Origin of the sequence: Herbidospora daliensis (assembly GCF_001570585.1) — a bacterium.
GTDB classification, from domain to species: Bacteria; Actinomycetota; Actinomycetes; order Streptosporangiales; family Streptosporangiaceae; genus Herbidospora; species Herbidospora daliensis.
This window is the reverse complement of record NZ_BBXF01000008.1, coordinates 172,043-189,072: the sequence shown is the minus strand read 5'-3', so window position 1 is coordinate 189,072 and position 17,030 is coordinate 172,043. Positions and strand designations below refer to the sequence as shown.

Genomic DNA, 17,030 nt, shown 5'->3' with positions numbered 1-17,030 from the left:
GGATTCCCTGTCGGGGGCCGTCAGCGGGTCAGCCGGCGGCTAACCCGTGGTGAGTGCGGCGCCAGCGCGGCGCAGGCCCTCGGCGAACTGGGGGAGCTTGCCCGGCGGCATCAACGCGAGCGCCTCGGCGAGCCCGGCGGCGGCGCGGCCGGTCAGGTCGACGTGCTCGGTCTTCGCCCAGTCCGGGCCGTACAGGACGCGGACGACGGGCTCCTCGCCCTCGCCGAGCTCCTGCTCAAGCACGAGCTCGACGCTGACGTCGTTGTCGTCGTGCCAGCCGCCGATCATCCGGAAGTGGTGCTGCTCGCCCATGCCGGAGTGGGCGTGGCGGGCGCACCAGGACGGGCACGGTCCGGTGGACTTCGGCGTCGCCGTGGTGTCCCCTCCGGCCGCGCTGCTCTGGTCCACGTGTTGCTCCTCTCGGGGCTGTGTCGTCGTCTTGGGGGCCCGGCCCTCCTGTCCCTGGCTGCGTAGCCGGAGGACCGGGCCCTGCCTGCCTTCCACTGCGGGGGCTCGTGGTCGGCAGGCGCTTCAGGTGGTCAGGTAGCGGTCGACGATGGCGTCGGCCTCGGTCGGCCACTCGCTCGGATCGATCGCGAACGGCGGCTTACCGGTCTGGTTCGTCGTCGCCAGCGCGGCGCTCTGGTCGTCCTCCTGGCCGCTCACGGCTTGTCGTCCTCGGAGATCGCGCGGAGGCCGGCGGCCACGAGCGTGTGGATCGAACCCACCTGCTCGATCTGGATCCGGGCGGTCCGCTTGTTCGCCGAGACCCGCAGGACGCGGGCCTTCCGGCCGACGATCGAGGCGGGGGCGTCGCTCGGGACGATCGCGTCCGGGTCCTTGAGGAGCTGCTCGACCACGACCCGGTCGCCGGGCTTGATGTCCGCCGACTCGATCGCCTTGAGCGCCTTGCCCTCCGGGATGAACAGCTCGTCGTCGTCCGCCTTCACACCGCCTCCCCGAGCTCGGCCCAGGCGTGGTGCCCGTCGGCGCCGTTGGTGGTCTCGAACGACTTGGTCAGGCTGTAGAGGCTGGCCCACTCCGCACCGCCACGGCTGGTGGCGAACGGGGCGTGGACCTCGACCCGCAACCGCCCCTCGTCGGTGAGGCCGACCTGGAGCTGAACGTGGTGACCGCCGGGCGGCGGCTGCGCGGGGATGGCCTGCGAGACGAGGTCACGGGCCAGGTCCTCAGCGGCGTCGGCGAACTTCGGGAACTCCGCTTGGGCGATGGAGCGGGCCCACGCGGCGGCCAGCGCCGGGGAGTCCGCAGTAGGGGGGAGCGACGTCGGGAACATCAAACCGCCTAGCTGTCGGTACAGGCTGTTGTGTTGCTCCTACAGCTTGCAAGCTGACGGTACAGGGTGTCAAGCTGTACTTTGTGACCGAAGATCGCCCTTACCTGTACGCAAAGATCGTCGAAGAGCTACGCGAGAAGATCGAATCTGGCGAGCTCGAACCCGGCGACCAGCTCCCGTCCCGGCCCGAGATCCAGCGCCTGTACGGCGTGTCCAACTCGGTCGCCCTCAAGGTGAGCCAGATCTTGGTCTCCGAGGGCCTCGCCGAAGCACGCGCCGGAAGCGGCACGTACGTCAGGGCGCGGCCCAAGAGGCGCACCCTCGTCAGGAACTTCACGCTCCGGCTCACCGACTCCGGATCATCGGCCGTCTTCGACCTCCCCGAACAGGGCCACCAGGTCCTCCTACGGACCACGTCGCGGCCAGACGTCGCACCCGGCCCGGTGCGCGAACGGCTCCGGATGGACCCCGCCGGCGAAGAGCCCGACGTCATCCGCACCGAGTCACTCTTCGAGGTGGACGGGGTTCCGTCGGAGAAGACGGTCTCGTGGGAGCTGCTGGCCATCACGGGCGGAACGCCGGTCATGATCCCCGGCAAGAGTGAGAACCTGCTCGGCATCGCCGACCGGTTCCGCTCGATCGGCGTCATCATCGCGGGCTGCGTCGACCAGGTTGACGCGCGCATCGCCATCGCCGAGGAGGTCGAGGCGCTCCGGGTTCCGCCCGGCTCAGTCGTCCACGTCCTGACGCGCACCCACTACGACCTCGACGGCCGCCCGGTCGAGACCGCCGAGTCCGTGCTCAGCGCCGAGCGCTACACGCTGACCTACGGCGAGGCGCTCCCCACCTCGTAGGACATCACCAGGTCTCGCCGATCTGGTAGGCGCACCAGATCGCCTCGTCGTTGGTCAGGGTCTCCGGGGAGTTGCACGCCTCGCTGCCGCCCGCCGGGGCGGTCCCTTCGTCGTCGCCGCACCCCGCGAGGGCGAGCACGAAGGCGAGCATGAGGGCGGGGGCGAGTCGTCGCACGGTCGGCTCCTGGCGTATCGGGATGCACAGGAGATGCTCGAGCGGGCGCCGCGGTTGACGCCAGCGCGAAGACCAGCCGGCCCCGCGCAAGGCGAAACCCCCGCCGATCGCGTCGGCGGGGGCTTCTTGCACGCTCAGGACTGCTGCTCCTCCGAGCCGGTCACGTTGGCGTAGTCGACCGGCGTGTTCGTCCGGGCCGCGCGCACCAGCTCCAGGACGAGCCGGGCGTGATGCTCGGCCTGGTCGAGGGTGAGCTGCATGTCGCGGGGCTTGTCCAGCGGCAGCGTGGAGGCGATGACGATCCGGGCCTCAACCTCGCGAACGTGCTGGGTCATCTCGACGAGGAGCTCATACGGCTCCCACTCCGAACCGCAGTTCTCGAACTCCATGGTGAGCAGCGGCTGCGCGTCGACCATCACCACGTGCATCCGGTCCCCGGCGAGCGGCTGGACGCCATGCTCGCCGTTGACGCACCAGGACGGGCACGAATCGGTGTGCTTGGCGGTCATGCTTCGCCCCTTCCCTGGCGGATCTGCTGCGTCAGCGTCTCGACCAGGCGCTCGGCCTCGTCGAGGGTGAGGAACCGGGGCGTCTCGGTCTCGTTGTCGACCAGGCAGACGCGGGCCTCGGCCTCGCGGTAGCCCTGCTCAAGGCGGGCCATCAGGTCGATCGGGGCCTTGCTGCCCTTCGGGTAGTTCTCCGACGTGAGCGGGACGGAGGCGTACGGGCCGACGTGCGCCCGGTCGGCCGGGGCCACGGACAGGTCGGTGTGCTGCTCCCGGCACCACGGCGGGCAAGGCCCGGTGAGCCAGGGAGCGCGGGCGGGGTGGTCGGGCGTGCCGTTCTGGGGGGTGCTGGTGGCGTCTTCGTCGACGCCCGTACGGTGGGTCATGGGCTGGGAGTGCCTTTCCCGGTCAAGGGTCCGTCCTCGCGTTGCAGTCGCTTGGGCGGGCCCGCCGTGTTAACTGGTGCCAACACGATGACCGTACGTCCCAGGCGTACACCTGTCAACCTTAGACGTACGCCCGTTCTAGATCGTCGCCCGATTCGGACGTGCGCCCTGTACAGACGTGCGCCCGTCTGACCCGTACGATGTGCCCATGACCGCGACTCGCCCCAGCGCGCCCTGGGTTCCCGTCGGCATTGACGGCATCGCCGACGAGCTCGGCGTCACGCAAGACACCGTCGTCACGTGGCGACGCCGCTCGAAGGAGTGGGTGACCGTCGAGAAGTTCCCCGAGCCCGCCGGGAAGATCTCCGGCCGCGACTGGTGGTGGCTCGCCGACATCCTCGACTGGGCCCGCGCGACCGGCCGGCTGAAGCAGGACTGAAGCCCCGGGAACGCCTCGGTCTCCCGACGGCCGGGGAGACCGAGGGGAGACCGGCAGGAACGTACGATCCCGATCCCGAGCGTTGAGAGCGATAGATTCCGGCAAGTACGCAAGCCTCTGACCTGCATGCACGGCGTATCGCGATCGATCCCGATAAATTCCGGCAAGAGACGCAACTACTTTTAATCCGTAGGTTCAGGGTTCGAATCCCTGGCGCCCCACCACTCTTGACCTGCGCGTCCTCCCAGGTCCAAGATCCCCCGATCATGGCCTGGGACACGGATGGGTCATACCTGGGTCATCCACCCGCACCTCCCCCGGCGCACCTTCCGGGCAGCTCCGCGGGCCGCTGACATCACCAGACGCGCCGTCGCTCTGGCGGCCTCATGTTGCAGTTCCGGCAACACCGAGGTGTAGGTGTCAGCGGTCAGCACGATGCTGGCGTGGCCCCCCTGGTCTTGGACCACCGGTAGATCCACGTGCGCGGCCAGTGCCATCGTCAGGCGCCGTGCCGCAGGTCATGCAGCCGCACCGGTGGCAGCCCGCTCTCTCGAACCAGCTTATGGAACCGGTAGGTGAGGTAGTCCGGCGCCACCGGGCTGCCGTCCATCCGAGTGAAGACCTGCGCCCTGCCGTCGCAGAACCTTCCCTCCGTTCGCTGCTCGCGTTCGTGGCGGCGCAGTAGCCGGACCGTTTGCGGATCCAGCGCGACCGTGCGTCTACTGGCCTGGCTCTTCGGTGGGAAGAACACGAGCCTTCCACCGACCTGCACCAGCTGCCGCACCACGTCGAGTTCGGCAGTCTGCAGGCTGAGATCCACCCAGCGCAGGCCGGCGAGTTCCCCCCGGCGAAGCCCACGCAGCGCCGCCAGCCACCACAGCGGGAACAAGGCGTCGCCCCGGATGCTGTCCAAGAAGTCCACCAGCTGCGGCACCGTCCAAACCGCCACAGTCGGCCTCTCACCGGTCGCCCTCCACACCGCCACCCGCCGATCGGTCCACACCTGCGCCCTCGGACGCGGCGCGGCAGGCAACCGCAACCCACGAGCGGGATTGGCGTCGATCAGCCCTTCCCGGACGGCCTCGTTCAGCGCCGCCCGCAACGTGGCACGGATCCGCTCCAGCGACGCCGCCGCCAACGGCCTGCCATACCGGTTCCGGCGCCCGGCCAACACCATGAACATCCGCCGCACATCACGGAAGGACAGCTCCGCCAGCCTGATCCGCCCCAACGCCGGGAGCAGATGCAAACGGACGTGATCCGCATACCCCTGACGCGTCCTCGGCCGGATGCCCTGATCCGTAGCCAGCCAATACCGGAGCCACTGCGCCACGGTGCATGCCGCCCCGATGCCCCCACCATGTTCGGCCGCGATCACCTGCAGCCCGGCTTGTTCGGCTTCCGCCGCGCTTGCGTATCCGCGCCGCCGCATACGCTCCCGCTGCCCCGACAGGCCCTGAACCTGCACGGCGAAATACCACGAACCGTGCCCGTCCTCGGCCAACCTGGGACACCCGCTCCGCCCGGTGCAACCACACCGCTTGTAGACCACTGGATGACTCTCACCCATCGTCATCACCTTCCTCCTTAAACGGAGAAACACAAATCCGGCGATCGTGACGGCATCGATCACACAAGCGACGCTTCAAGAGGTCGAGATGGGCCTGGCCCTGGTCATCAAATGGCCAGGCAAGTGCAGAGACCCTGGCTCGTGTGGGCACCGCCTCGGCGCCGACCGGGTGCTGCTGCTCGGAGGTGGCGATCAGTTGGCCGCCCCGATAAGGACTGCGTCGTGCCCGGCCTGTACTCGGGCGCCTGATCATTCCGAGGCCGGTCAGCAAACTCAGTCCCTCATTCGACCCCTGCCGCGCTGTTCCGGCGACAGCAAGAACCACGCCGAGGCCCGCGGCGGGATCTATGCAGGGGGTAGTGAAGCAGTGATTGTGGTCGTATGACCTTCGTTGAGCCGGGGAGCTCGGGTGGTAGGTGGAGGCCGCAGGCTCGGCGGTGGTTGGTCTCGCGTTGGCGACGTCCTATGTCCCAGCCGCGTCTGAGACCGCTAGCGGCCGGGGTATGGATGGTGGTCGCTGGGTTGGTGGCCGGAGCGGCGATCTGGGTGGTCACGGCCGCGCTGCTGGGGACGGCTGATCAGGTGCCGCCCGGTGCCGAACGGGCGAGGCTTCAGATGGAGGCGGTACGAACGGGGCTGGCCGCCGGTGCGGGGGCCGGGGCGGCGGTGGGGTTGTTGCTGGCTTTCCGGAGGCAGCGTCATCAAGAGATCGCCACCGCGCTGGGCGACTACGACGCGACTGAGAGGAGGATCACAGAGCTGTATACCAAGGCCGCCGATCAGCTCGGATCGGATAAGGCCGCAGTGCGGCTGGCCGGCTTGTACGCGCTGGAGCGCCTGGCCGACAACCACGTGTCTCATCGTCAGAGCATCGTCGAGGTCATTTGCGCCTATCTGCGGATGCCTTATGAGATGCCGGGGGAAGAGGCCGAGCCCCAGGTCGCACATGCCGCGCGTGAGGAGCGGCAGGTACGGTTGGCGGCTCAGCGCATCCTCAACCAGCATCTGTGCCTCACCGCAGCCGCCGCAGCAGTTGAGCTGCCGTTGGCAGTGACGTCGTCTAAGCTCCGATTCTGGTCCGGCATCAGTATCGACCTGACCGATGCGGCGTTGATCGATTGGAATTTCCACGGCTGCCACGTGCGGCGCGCCACCTTCATCAGAAAGCGGATCCTGGGCGGTGCCTACTTCGGCGATGCGGTGATCACCGAGATCGCCGTTTTTGGCGGCGCCACCTTCACCGGCCACGCATGGTTCACCGACGCCACCTTGGGGGGAGACGCCTGGTTTCTGGAGACGGTCTTCGCCAGCGATGCCATCTTCCGCGGCGCGACCTTCGGCGGGCGCGGCGACTTCACCGATGCGGTCTTCCACGATCGCGTGCACTTGGAAGGATGCCGCGCCGACGACCCCGCACGCCCACACGTGTGGCCGCCCGGCTGGCTCATTGACTCCTCAACCGGTTGCCTTATCCACGCCGGGGAATCCCCAGCCGCCCCCGAGGTGGCGTGACCAACGTCAATCCGGCGACTGCTAACTCCCCGCATAACCCCTCTTATCCAGGGTGAAGCGGTCCGGGTCTGATGGAGGCTCTGATGTTCCCCGTGTTGGGTGGAGTCGTCTCGCTGGACTTTATGCCGGTAGGCGGGTTGGGTAGAGCATCTCGTATTCGACGGGTGTGCGCATGCCGAGGGCGCTGTGGCGGCGTTGGCGGTTGTGGAAGATCTCGAGGTATTCGAAGATCGCGTTGGCGAGTTCGATGCGGGTTTTCCAGCGCCGGCGGTTGAGGAGTTCGACCTGCCTGCGGCCCCAGAAGGACTCGATGACGGCGTTGTCGAAGCAGTCGCCGATGGATCCCATGGAGGGGATGAGCCTGGATTCGCGGGCGCGGCGGGTGAACGCCCAGGAGGTGAACTGCGTCCCGTGATCGGAGTGGATGAGCCCGCCGGGTTTGCGGTGTGCGGTTGTGGACGGCCATGCCGAGTGCGTTGGTGACCAGCGCCGAGGTCTGGGTGGAGTCGATTGACCAGCCCACGACGCGGCGGGAGTAGACGTCCAGGACGACGCAGCAGTAGACCTTGCCCTCGCGGGTGTGGTGCTCGGTGATGTCGGTGACCCACAGCATGTTGGGTGCGTCTCGGTGGAAGTCCCGGTCGACCATGTCGGCGGCGGTGGGGACCTGCTGGGGTGGCCGGCGCCGTCGCGGGGTGCCGGGCAGGCCTCGGATGCCTTCGCGCTGCATCAGCATCTCGACGGTGTGGTAGGCGACGATCAGGCCGCTGCCGAGTGTGAGTTCGGCGTGGACGCGCCGCGATCCGTAGGTGCCGCGGGAGGCGGCGTGGATCTGCCGGATCCGCTCGCTCAGCCACGCGTGCCGCAGCGATCTAGGCGAAGGCGGCCGACCTCGCCAGGCGAAGTAGCCCGATTCGGAGACGTTCAGCACCCGGCAGGCGACCTGAACTGGCAGACCCTCATCGGCCATCACCGCGATCGCTTCGAACCGTCTTTTGGGGGCACCACCTCCCGCACCAGCTCGATCGCCCGGCGGGTGACGGCCAGTTCGGTCTCCAGTTCCCGGATCCGCTTGCGGGCCGCCAGCAGTTCGGCCTGCTCGGTCGTGGTCGCTCCGGGTAAGCGGCCGGTGTCGATCAGGTCCTGCTTGCGCCAGACATAGATCGTCTGCTCACTGATCCCCAGATCACGGGCGACATCCCGGACGGGCCGTCCGGCCTCGACCAGGTCCAGCACCTTGCGGCGGAACTCCGAGGGGTAGCCCTTGCGTGGCATGCCCACCTCTCCTGGGGGTCCATGGCACCCAAGTCAAGCAAAGCGACTCCACGGAAGTGGGGGAACATCATCCCCCCTGGCATTGACCAGGAACCGCGGTATCCACCACATAGTTCGCCGCTCAAACTTGGGGCTGCTCGTCCAGATGTGCGACCTGAACGAGCAGTGGCCGATGACCACGGCGGACCAGGTGACCGCGTCCGTTTGGCTGGCTCGAGGGCCATACCCCCGGCCAGAGCTGGCCTTCCTGACGATCTCCGCGCAGAACCAGCCCGGCCGCTCCGAGTTCGCGCAGCCGCTGCAGGAACGGCTCGAACAGCGCGCGTCCCACCCCGCCGCTATGCCGAGCCACCATGACGTGCAGGCCGAGGTCCCGCGCCTGCGGCAGATATTCCAGCAGGGGGGTGAGTGGATTGCCGGAACCGACCAGGAGTTCGTAGTCGTCGACGACCACGATCATCTGAGGCCCTCGCCACCACGCTCGGGCCCGCAGTTGCTCAGGGGTGATGTCATCGGGGGGCAGTCGCGCCTTGAGTTCCTGCGCCAGGCCAGCGGCCAGTCCCGCAGCCTGGTCGGGAGTCCCGGCGTAAGCGCCCACGTATGCCTCCGGGACGAACCCTAGCAGCGTGCGCCGCGGATCGAAGATCGCGAAGACGACATCGTCATCGGTGTGCGCCGCCATGAGTGAGCGGATTAGGGTCATCAGCACCGAGGTCTTACCGGCGCCACCCTCGCCGAAGACCAGCAGATGACCGTCGGCTCCGAAGAGGTCAAGTTCTACCGGGCGTAGGTCGTTTTCTCCGATGCCCAGGACGACTCGGCCGCCCGCTGACGGCGGGGCGAGCCGGGCGTGTTCCACCCGTTCCGGCAGCAACCGCACCGGCGGCACTCGAGGCCCCGGCCAGCTTCGGTTGATCTGGCCGCAAGCCCACGTCAGCGCGTCGGACAGGTCGGCGGTCGCGGCGATCGCGTCGACCCGTGGCAGGGCGATCTGGACCATCCTGGCGTCGATGGTCACGCACCGGCCACGTTGATCGGATCGGAGGAGTTCGACCTGTTTGCGGGAGATGATGGAGTCCATCGGGTCGTTGAGCCGCAACTCTATTCGGCCGCCGATGGCGGTTTGCAGGTTGCCGCGCAGATCGTGCCAGCGGGCGGCGGTCAGCACCAGATGGATTCCGTAGCCCAGCCCTCGGGCGGCGATCTCGGCGAGCAGGTCGCCCAGATCCTCGTAGTCATTCTTGATGGTCATGTAGTTGTCAATCACCAGGAAGAGATCGACGTACGGCAGTTCCGGCAGCTCACCTGCGTGCCACATGGCGCGCATAGTCTCCGCCGAGTCAATTCCCCGCCGGGCGAACACCCGTTCGCGCTCCTCCAACTGGGATGCGGCCTCGGCAACGGTTCTGCGGACACGTTGCGGGTCGAGACGTCCGCACACGGTGCCGACGTGGGGCAGGTCCGCCAGTTTCGACAGCGTGCCCCCGCCGAAGTCCACGCAGTGGAAGGCGACCTCGCCCGGCTTGTGGGTCAGCGCCGCGCTCAATATCAGGGTGCGCAGCAGCATGCTCTTACCGCTCTGGGGCGCGCCCAGGATGGCCAGATGGCCGCCGGAACCGGAGAAGTCGTGCGTCCAGGTCTCCTGCCGCTGCTCGGCCGGCAGGTCGAGCAGCCCGAGCGGCACCCGGAGCGGCAGCTGCCGGGCCACTCGCAGTCCCAACCGCTCGTCCTGATAGGGCCGTCCGGCAACCGCGTCCAGGGGCAGCGCCGTTGGGAGCGGCGACAGCCAGACCTGATGGACATTCCCGCCTCGGGCGGCCAGACGGCTGACCGCGACACTCAGCACACTCGGAGCGTCGGCCGTCCCCACCGCAGTCTCCGGCCGCGCCTCCCCCGCTGCCCGGGGAGAGGCCGGTTCTCGGTAGTAGGTGGGGAACTCCGTGATCGGGACACGGTCCTCCGCCGGTGCGGGCCGCCCTTGTCGGTACGGCCCCGAGACGTACGCGGCCTTGAACCGCTGGAACACGTTCGGGTCGACCTTGAGATAAGCGGATCCCGCCACTGGCGGTAGCTGGTGCGCATCGGGCACGCCGAGGACCGCCCGGCTCTCCGCGGCGGTGAAGGTCCGCAGGCCGAGGCGGTAGGAGATACAACTTTCGAGGCCGCGTAGCCGTCCCTCCTCCAGCCGCTGGGCCGACAGCAGCAGATGCATGCCGATGGAACGGCCGATGCGGCCGATCCGGTCGAACAGGCCGATGAACTCGGGCTTGGCGTCGAGCAGTTCGGCGAACTCGTCCACGACGACGAGCAGATTCGGCAGCGGCTCGGTCAGCAGGCCAGCGTCGAGCCGCCGGTTGTACTCCACCACGTTCGGCAGGTTCCCGGCGGCCATGAGGATCTGCTGGCGGCGTCGCATCTCGCCGGACAACGCCTCGTACATGCGATCCACCAGCTCGGCGTTCGGGGCGAACCCGCCGCCGACCGCGGCCGGTCCGGACGGATCCGCCGCCTCGCTGCCATCCGACAGGTTCGTGATGAATCCGGCCGTGTGCGGCAGCTCGCCGAGCCCGGCGAAGGCGGCGCCGCCCTTGTAGTCCACCAGGACGAAGGCCAGCCGTTCGGGTGGGTGTGTCATGGCCAGCGCCAGCACCAGCGTGCGCAGCAGCTCGCTCTTGCCCGACCCGGTGGCGCCGATGCAGATCCCGTGGGGACCCATGCCGCCCAGCGCGTTCTCCTTCAGGTCCAGGAGCAGCGGCGAACCGTCGGCAGTGACGCCGATGGGCACACGCAGGAAATCGGCCAGCGGACGCGGCTGCCACCGGATCGGCGGATCCGCACCAGCCTCCCCGCCGAGCAGCCGGGGCAGGTCGAGATCGACCACGAGCGGCTCCTCCGCGCTGGCGGCGCCGTGGTCAAGGCGCAGCGGCGCGAGCGCCCGGGCCAGCGTCTCCGCCTCGGCCACGCTCAGTACGTCGAGCCGGGTGACGGAGGACACGGGTGCGTTCGAGGCCGGCCGCAGGACCGCCACCTCGGCGGTCTCGCCGATCGACACGCGTACGTCCACCTGGCCGGGCTCGTCGCGGCGCTCACCGACCAGGTGGACCACGCAGATTCCCAGGTCGGCCAGGGACCGGGTCTGATCGTCGGGCCGCAGGTCGGGGCGCTCCCCGAGACCGGCCTCGTCGACCACGATCACCAGGCGGTCTCGCGGGACCGCCTTACTGCCGAGCCGGGCGGAACGATCCACCTGGGCGGCGCGCTCGGCGTACTCCTGCCGCAGCAGCGTCTTCAGCTTGTCCGGGGAGTCGGCGATGTAGCGCGGTGGCTGAGCGCCCCTGGCGTCCGGTGCGAGGCAGTGCGGCAGCCACTTCGTCCAGCGCCAGGCGGGCTCCGCCTCCCGGGCGAAGCAGAGGGCCAGGCGCACCTCGCCGGGCGCGTGCGAGACCGCCAGTTGCGCGATCAGCAACCGTGCGACCAAACGGGTGTGATCCACCGTGCCGACGATCGACACCACGCCGGAGTCCCGCATCGGGACGGCGATCGGTTGATGGTGCAGAACGGTGTAATTCGCAACAATTCGTTCGGCGGCCCGCTGACATACGGCGTCGTGTTCCTCCAGCGGGTTCTGGTTCCGCCGCATGACCGCGCGCAGCGCACGCGGCACGTCGCCCAGCCCGATTCGCAGGTCGAGGAAATCGGGGTCCCCGGGGCGCCGTTCCCACCGGCGGGCCGGGTGGCGGGCGAAATGCAATAATGCGCCCGGTGTGGGATGAATGGTGGCGGCCGCCTCGCTTTGCGCCCGTGCCGCATTCCGGAGTTTCTCCCGGAGGTCCTCCAGGTAGGCCAGATACTGCTCACGTGCCATGGCCGCGCGCCTGCGGGTTCCGGTGCGCTGGGCGACGAGCATCCCCACCCCGCCTCCGATCATGGCCAGGACCAACACCAGGCCACCCACCATGAGCAGGGGATTCCGGCCGGCGAACACGAAGACGACCATGCCGAGGCCGCCGAGCACGGGCATCGCGACCTGCATCACGGCCTGCATGGGTCCCGGTGGCGGTGAGGGCACCGGCGGGCGGGCGAGCTCTTCCACGCCAGCGGGAATTTCGGTCGGCCAAATACGTGCCGGACGGTGCACGACCTCGTGACCCATGATTCTCCATAAGCAGGCAAGATCGCCTAATATTCTATGAACCGTGTCATGTTAATCATGCACTACTTACGTGGAGAATGTGGGGATTCGTGGTAGCCGCTACCACAATGACCCGGATTACCGTTTCCGGGCCAGACTTTCGCGTCGACTTGTCCGTTCCGGGCAATACGCCCGTCATCGAACTGATTCGGCTGGCAGGGGGAAACAGCCTCGATCAGCCGCGTGAATGGAACCTGATTCATCCGGTCAAGGGACCGCTCGCCCCGCACGACGGCCTCGGCTCGGCCGGGATCCTCGACGGCGAGATCCTCTACCTGCACCCGTCCGGCGACGGCTCGCTGGCGCCCTTCGCCGAAGACGTCGCCGAGGAGGCCGCGGCCGTCGCCGACGCCGACCCGGGGGCGTGGACACCTGATCGCACACGCCACGCGGCCACGGTGCTGCTAGGGATCTGGCTCGGGTTGTTCGGGCCGGTGCTCGTGATGCGGTACGGCGCCGCTGTGGGGAACGTCGTGATCCTCGCGTTCGCCGCGCTCACGCTCGCCGTTACCGGGGGCGCGGCACTTCGATCGGGCCGGACCGCCATCGCGAGCAGCCTGGCGTTCGCATTGACGACGATTGCCGCCTCGCTGGGGGCGGTCGTGGCCGGCCTGGCCAATCTCGGTGCGTCTGCCCAGTTCTGCGTCGGCGCCCTGCTCGCGGCGGGCGTCGCGATCGGAGCCTTCCGGCTCGGCCTGAGGCTGGCCGCGGTCTTCCTCGTGACGGCGGTCGCGGCGGTCGGAATGGCGGGGTGGGCCGGGCTGAGCGCGGTCGGGCTCGGCCCATACCGGGCGGCTGCGATCGGCGCGCTGGCGGTGGTGGTCGGCATCGCCTTCCTGCCTCGGCTGGCCGCGGAGACGACCGGCCTCGGCCGTGTCGCCGACAAAGTGTCCGCCGGTGGCCCGACGCGCAGGAGCGAGGTCAGGGACCTGGCGGCGCGAGCCCGTGAATACCTGACGTGGCTTCTGGTCGGGCTCGCGGTGCCGACCGTCTTCGAACTCTGGATGCTCGCGCTCGCACCGGGCGTGTGGGGCATGATCTGCGCTGTGACGCTGGCGGCGGTGCTGTGGCTGCGCGCTCGAGCGTACAGCCACGCCGGTCAGGTCAGGGTACTCGTGACCGCTGGGGCCGTGGGGATGTTCGTCGCCGCTACGACCGTGATTTGGCAGGCGAGTAATCCCCTCGTTTCGCTCGTTGTCGCCGTGGGTGCCGCCGTGCTGCTGGCTGCGTGTGCGACCGTGCGGCTGAGTGAGATCACACGAATCCGGGTGAGTAAGCAGGTCGATCGGCTCGAACTCGTTCTGCTGATCGCCTGCGGCCCCTTGATTCTCGGTCTTTTCAACGCTTATGGGTGGGCGGTGGAACTGGCTAGGCAGTGGTCGGGATGACTGCTCGCGGTGAGCTGCGCCTCAGTCTGGAAGGTCCGGCGGAGTAGTCCTGACTCCGGTGAGGAATTCCAGAACTCTCTGAAGGTATACATAGAGCTCTTCGTCGGTGTCGAATCCAACGCCGGTCAGATAGAACCAATCACGGGCGGTCAGGGTGTGCTCCGCGATCAGTTGCCGCAGGCCGTCCTTCACTACTACCGCATGCGCCGCAGGCCCGTCGTCGAGGACTTCTTTCGCGTCCGCCAAGTTGTCGGCCAGCTCAATATGCAACATCGAGCCGATGAACGTGTCCAGCTCCTTGCTCAGGGTCATTTTTCCACCTTTACGTCAGGGGGATCCAAGAGGGTCCGGATACATAGTATATAGGAATGGGTCCCCTTGGGCGTCGCGCTTGTATACGGCGACGATTTTCCCAGTTGAAAAATCCGCCGGTAGATACTCTGTCGGGTTTTTGGGATTGATGTAGTAGCCCGTGAATTTGCCATCCCAGCCGTCCTTGAAGATTTCCTTCAGGGGGACCTTCTGTTCCAGCACTCCGGTCTCGATTACCTTCTGGCGAAGTTCTTTGTCTACAAAGACGAAATCACTGGCGTCGTTGAACCTCGTGGCATAGGGGAAGCACTGGTGTTTTTTGCCGGGATGGACCCCATCGAATCCCGGGTTTCCGGGGTTCATAGGGTCGATACGGTCTTTGGTCTGGACGAAATCGTATTTTAACTGTGGCGTCCCGTCGGGATTATACAAAGGTGTGCCAAGGCGTTTCTTGAGCTGATCGTCAGTCACCTCGAGGTGGCGCTGCACGGCATGTGACTTTGGCCCCTCATATCTTAAATAGTTAATGCGATCTCTGATCGCCTGCGCAGTGCTCGCGGGGAGGGAGACGCTGCCCCTTTCGTCGTGTCGGGTGCGCTCGATGACGTCGTCAAACCACTTCTTGACGGTGGGGGCCACCTTCTCCATTGCTTTGAGCGCGACGACGCCAACCCCCGCCCCGACCACACTTAGCCCGATCGCCAGCCCGCCCCGGAAGAGCAGTTCCTGTCCGGTGATCTTGCCTTCAGCCCAGTCGACGGTGGTATTCAGCGCGTCCCCGGTCCCGTACAGGGCGCCGCCCACCGCGAACATGCCAGCCAGGGGGAACTCTGCGAGCCAGCCGAGGACCGGGACGAATGCGGCCAGGACCATGGCAACGGCCGCGACCGCCATCAGGGCCGCGCCGACAGCCTTCAGCGCCTTCGCGATCCCGCGGAACATCACCGCCCGGTCGGCGATGAAGCTCTTAAGTTCGGCGAGCCGCGTGGAGACCCAGGTATCGGCCTTCTCCAGGTTGCGTTCCAGGAAATTCTGATCGGCGGTGGGCGAGGTGCGGCCGGCGGCGCGGATGGAGTTCGCGGCCCGGCCGGCCGCCTCCCGTGCCTCGTTGCGGAGGGCGGTGGCACTGACGAGGTGCCGTTGCCAGTCGGCCTCCAGCCCGTTGACCCGGACGTTCAGACTGTTCTTCTGCTGCTCGTACGCGGTCATCGAGGCCGCGTAGCCGTCGGCCTCGTCGTCCTGGTGGGGAGGCTGGAGATCGGAACGGGAATTTCGGGCCGCTTTTAACGCCTCGAAGGTCACCTGGGCGTCGGAGGATAAGCCACTCATCCGCGACTTCGCCGATTCCAGTTCGGCGGCGAAGCCCGAAAGGGCTGTGGAGACCTGACCGAAAGCCTGGTGTGCGGTGTCGAAATGCGAGGGCAGCTCATTCAGGCCGCTGCGGAAAAGATCTCCTTCGGAGCCGACCCATTCGTCGGAGCTGAGCCGGCGCATGTCGCTCGCGGCCTGACCGGTGAGGGTCGAGAAGGTGCTATAGGAGCGGGCCGTGTCTCTGATCGACTCGGGATCGCCTGCCACAACGAACGTGGCGGCGGGGAATTCCAGCACGGGCACGCGCGTTTCCTCCCTGAATCAGACAGCAAAAATCCCCAAATGTCGCAATCGGAAGCGACTGCGCCCTTGAGGGTGGGGTGACAGTAACCTAGACCTGACTCCTGATGATGGCTATGGTAGCGTGCATTCCATACGATTTGCCTATCTTCAAGGTCATGCGCATGGTTTCGTCTCACTTCAGCGTACGGCTCTCGACATTGCAGAATTTGGGGTCCCAACTTCGGGATGTCTCCGAAACCGTCCGATTCGGTGCCGTCTTTCCCGAGGCGACCGGCGCCGAGGAGTACGAGGAGATCACCTCGGCGCTGAAGGACTTCAGGGAAGACTGGGACAATGCCACCCAGCGCCTTGTGCAGAAGACTGGATCATGGGGAGAGAAGGCCACGAATATCGGCCAGTTGATGGGCGAGCACGATCAGGCCCTCGCGGCCGCTTTCCGGGGTGAGGAATCATGACCCGCGAAAGTCGGGCGGTCCTGCCCCCATTCGCCTTTCGGGTCGAGGTGCCCGACGACTGGACGATTTTCGACACCTCCGCCGAGGGTTGGCAGCGCAGCACAGAGGCTCTCCTGGACGTCCAAAAAGAAGGGGCGCGACGGCTGTCCGGCGCGGAACGGCGCGGAGCCCTGCGCATTCTCGCCGACGTGGCTGCGGTGGCCCGCGCGACCGGTGCCTGCGTGTCCGCGACGAAGTTCGCCTCTGCCGCCGGGCCGCCCTTCATCGGCACGCTCACCCTGGCATGGTTCGATTCGGCGCCCATCGAGCCCGACCTAGCCTTCGTCCAGTTGGTGGCGGGCGAACAGGGCACTCAGGAGATCATGCAGACCGATCTGGCGACCGGGCTGCAGGTGGCGGGGCGCACCGAGTGGGACCAGCCGCTTCCCTGGCTCATGGCCGAGGGGTGCACCTTCGACACCCAGATCTATCTGCCCGTGCCCGGCACTACGTGGACCGCGCTCTGCACCGGCGCCACCACCAACGCGGCCCACGCCGAGCTCATGACCAAGACGGTGCGCCGGATGGCCACCTCTCTCGAACCCGACCTGCCCAAAGCGGCACCACAGGCCGACCTGCGTTCGCGGCTGCGCGCGGCCACGCGCGCAGTGCCAGCCGACCAGCCCGACGACACCCCGACCAGAGAGGATTGACGGTGGGACAGAAGTTCTCCATCACCGGCGATGCCGTGAACAAGCACGGCACCAACTTGGACACCTCGGTGAACAACCTGAATGCCAACCTGCGCCAGTTCCTGGCGGCCGTGGAAGCCCTCCCTGGCGTCTGGCAGGGAGCCGCGTTCCAGTCCTTCGACCAGTTGACCAAGCGATGGGAGACGGCCTCCCACGACCTCAACTCGGCGCTCACCACCATCCGCGGCCGCGTGGGGAACGCCGGTCAGCTCTACGACGCCTATCACGCTGAACAGGCGGCCGGCATTAGCCAGACGGCAGCGAGCGCCGACTGGGACGGCGCCAAATTCCGTGGGTGACGACCATCCGGCTCAGCGGCCGTCA

At 67.5% G+C, this 17,030-nt stretch carries 18 protein-coding genes and 1 pseudogene; 7 read left to right on the top strand and 12 right to left on the bottom strand.

The window, feature by feature from the left end; translation table 11 throughout:
• Window positions 1–39: 39 nt before the first annotated feature.
• The 4 genes from AW274_RS33425 to AW274_RS33415 all read right to left on the bottom strand — a co-directional run bounded on the left by AW274_RS33425 (window position 40) and on the right by AW274_RS33415 (window position 1,297).
• Window positions 40–408, bottom strand: a complete 369-nt coding sequence (locus tag AW274_RS33425; RefSeq protein ID WP_062441184.1) for a hypothetical protein — start codon at window positions 406–408, stop codon at window positions 40–42.
• Between the two features lie 123 nt (window positions 409–531).
• Window positions 532–666, bottom strand: a complete 135-nt coding sequence (locus AW274_RS42820; RefSeq protein WP_269750643.1) for a hypothetical protein — start codon at window positions 664–666, stop codon at window positions 532–534.
• Entirely contained in the window at window positions 663–950 is a 288-nt protein-coding gene (locus AW274_RS33420; RefSeq protein ID WP_062441180.1) for a hypothetical protein, read from the bottom strand. The genes AW274_RS42820 and AW274_RS33420 overlap by 4 nt, the downstream gene beginning before the upstream one ends.
• Window positions 947–1,297 (bottom strand): hypothetical protein, encoded by a 351-nt coding sequence (locus tag AW274_RS33415; protein WP_157520873.1) that lies wholly within the window; start codon window positions 1,295–1,297, stop codon window positions 947–949. The genes AW274_RS33420 and AW274_RS33415 overlap by 4 nt, the downstream gene beginning before the upstream one ends.
• Before the next feature lie 83 nt (window positions 1,298–1,380).
• Here AW274_RS33415 and AW274_RS33410 point away from each other — a divergent pair, with 83 nt between their 5' ends.
• Window positions 1,381–2,151 carry a GntR family transcriptional regulator gene (locus AW274_RS33410; protein WP_062441173.1) on the top strand — a complete coding sequence of 257 codons (771 nt, stop codon included), beginning with the start codon at window positions 1,381–1,383 and terminating at the stop codon, window positions 2,149–2,151.
• Between the two features lie 4 nt (window positions 2,152–2,155).
• Here the strand turns inward: AW274_RS33410 and AW274_RS40825 are convergent, their stop codons facing one another.
• From AW274_RS40825 to AW274_RS33400, 3 genes are all read right to left on the bottom strand, one after another.
• Complete coding sequence (locus tag AW274_RS40825) at window positions 2,156–2,326, bottom strand: hypothetical protein (RefSeq protein ID WP_157520872.1); 171 nt, start codon at window positions 2,324–2,326, stop codon at window positions 2,156–2,158.
• Window positions 2,327–2,460: 134 nt separating this feature from the next.
• Window positions 2,461–2,835 carry a hypothetical protein gene (locus tag AW274_RS33405; RefSeq protein WP_062441170.1) on the bottom strand — a complete coding sequence of 125 codons (375 nt, stop codon included), beginning with the start codon at window positions 2,833–2,835 and terminating at the stop codon, window positions 2,461–2,463.
• The gene (locus AW274_RS33400) at window positions 2,832–3,218 is read right to left on the bottom strand and encodes a DUF6907 domain-containing protein (protein WP_062441167.1); all 387 of its coding nucleotides are present in this window, start codon (window positions 3,216–3,218) and stop codon (window positions 2,832–2,834) included. Before AW274_RS33400 ends, AW274_RS33405 begins: the two co-directional genes overlap by 4 nt.
• 208 nt (window positions 3,219–3,426) lie before the next feature.
• Here AW274_RS33400 and AW274_RS33395 point away from each other — a divergent pair, with 208 nt between their 5' ends.
• A complete protein-coding gene (locus AW274_RS33395; protein WP_062441164.1) occupies window positions 3,427–3,657 on the top strand; it encodes a hypothetical protein in 231 nt (76 codons plus the stop codon).
• 499 nt (window positions 3,658–4,156) lie between these two features.
• Here the strand turns inward: AW274_RS33395 and AW274_RS33385 are convergent, their stop codons facing one another.
• The gene (locus tag AW274_RS33385) at window positions 4,157–5,290 is read right to left on the bottom strand and encodes a site-specific integrase (protein WP_062441157.1); all 1,134 of its coding nucleotides are present in this window, start codon (window positions 5,288–5,290) and stop codon (window positions 4,157–4,159) included.
• Between the two features lie 444 nt (window positions 5,291–5,734).
• Here AW274_RS33385 and AW274_RS42815 point away from each other — a divergent pair, with 444 nt between their 5' ends.
• The gene (locus AW274_RS42815) at window positions 5,735–6,739 is read left to right on the top strand and encodes a pentapeptide repeat-containing protein (protein ID WP_062441152.1); all 1,005 of its coding nucleotides are present in this window, start codon (window positions 5,735–5,737) and stop codon (window positions 6,737–6,739) included.
• Window positions 6,740–6,859: 120 nt separating this feature from the next.
• Here AW274_RS42815 and AW274_RS33375 read toward each other — a convergent pair.
• Window positions 6,860–8,014 (bottom strand): annotated as a pseudogene (locus tag AW274_RS33375) (IS3 family transposase).
• A 121-nt stretch (window positions 8,015–8,135) separates the two neighbouring features.
• Window positions 8,136–12,167 (bottom strand): type VII secretion protein EccCa, encoded by a 4,032-nt coding sequence (gene eccCa, locus AW274_RS33365; RefSeq protein ID WP_063813819.1) that lies wholly within the window; start codon window positions 12,165–12,167, stop codon window positions 8,136–8,138.
• A gap of 107 nt (window positions 12,168–12,274) precedes the next feature.
• Between eccCa and eccD the strand changes: the two genes are divergently transcribed.
• On the top strand, window positions 12,275–13,594 hold the full coding sequence (gene eccD / locus AW274_RS33360) for a type VII secretion integral membrane protein EccD (protein ID WP_062441143.1): 1,320 nt from the start codon (window positions 12,275–12,277) through the stop codon (window positions 13,592–13,594).
• A 21-nt stretch (window positions 13,595–13,615) separates the two neighbouring features.
• Here the strand turns inward: eccD and AW274_RS33355 are convergent, their stop codons facing one another.
• Window positions 13,616–13,906, bottom strand: coding sequence for a hypothetical protein (locus AW274_RS33355; protein WP_062441140.1), 291 nt, complete (start codon window positions 13,904–13,906; stop codon window positions 13,616–13,618).
• 15 nt (window positions 13,907–13,921) lie between these two features.
• Complete coding sequence (locus AW274_RS33350) at window positions 13,922–15,520, bottom strand: WXG100 family type VII secretion target (protein ID WP_062441136.1); 1,599 nt, start codon at window positions 15,518–15,520, stop codon at window positions 13,922–13,924.
• Between the two features lie 155 nt (window positions 15,521–15,675).
• Between AW274_RS33350 and AW274_RS33345 the strand changes: the two genes are divergently transcribed.
• From AW274_RS33345 to AW274_RS41610, 3 genes are read left to right on the top strand one after another with little or no spacing between them, the layout of a single operon-like run.
• Entirely contained in the window at window positions 15,676–15,975 is a 300-nt protein-coding gene (locus AW274_RS33345) for a hypothetical protein (protein WP_157520871.1), read from the top strand.
• Window positions 15,972–16,667, top strand: a complete 696-nt coding sequence (locus tag AW274_RS41615; RefSeq protein WP_062441129.1) for a hypothetical protein — start codon at window positions 15,972–15,974, stop codon at window positions 16,665–16,667. Before AW274_RS33345 ends, AW274_RS41615 begins: the two co-directional genes overlap by 4 nt.
• 2 nt (window positions 16,668–16,669) lie before the next feature.
• Complete coding sequence (locus tag AW274_RS41610) at window positions 16,670–17,005, top strand: WXG100 family type VII secretion target (protein ID WP_062441125.1); 336 nt, start codon at window positions 16,670–16,672, stop codon at window positions 17,003–17,005.
• Window positions 17,006–17,030: the final 25 nt, after the last annotated feature.

Coding starts and splice junctions, on each gene's coding strand:
- AW274_RS33415 (WP_157520873.1), bottom strand. CDS start 1,297: ATGTTCCCGACGTCGCTCCCCCCTACTGCGGACTCCCCGGCGCTGGCC.
- AW274_RS33405 (WP_062441170.1), bottom strand. CDS start 2,835: ATGACCGCCAAGCACACCGATTCGTGCCCGTCCTGGTGCGTCAACGGC.
- AW274_RS33400 (WP_062441167.1), bottom strand. CDS start 3,218: ATGACCCACCGTACGGGCGTCGACGAAGACGCCACCAGCACCCCCCAG.
- AW274_RS33395 (WP_062441164.1), top strand. CDS start 3,427: ATGACCGCGACTCGCCCCAGCGCGCCCTGGGTTCCCGTCGGCATTGAC.
- AW274_RS42815 (WP_062441152.1), top strand. CDS start 5,735: ATGGTGGTCGCTGGGTTGGTGGCCGGAGCGGCGATCTGGGTGGTCACG.
- eccCa (WP_063813819.1), bottom strand. CDS start 12,167: ATGGGTCACGAGGTCGTGCACCGTCCGGCACGTATTTGGCCGACCGAA.
- eccD (WP_062441143.1), top strand. CDS start 12,275: ATGACCCGGATTACCGTTTCCGGGCCAGACTTTCGCGTCGACTTGTCC.
- AW274_RS33355 (WP_062441140.1), bottom strand. CDS start 13,906: ATGACCCTGAGCAAGGAGCTGGACACGTTCATCGGCTCGATGTTGCAT.
- AW274_RS33345 (WP_157520871.1), top strand. CDS start 15,676: ATGCGCATGGTTTCGTCTCACTTCAGCGTACGGCTCTCGACATTGCAG.
- AW274_RS41615 (WP_062441129.1), top strand. CDS start 15,972: ATGACCCGCGAAAGTCGGGCGGTCCTGCCCCCATTCGCCTTTCGGGTC.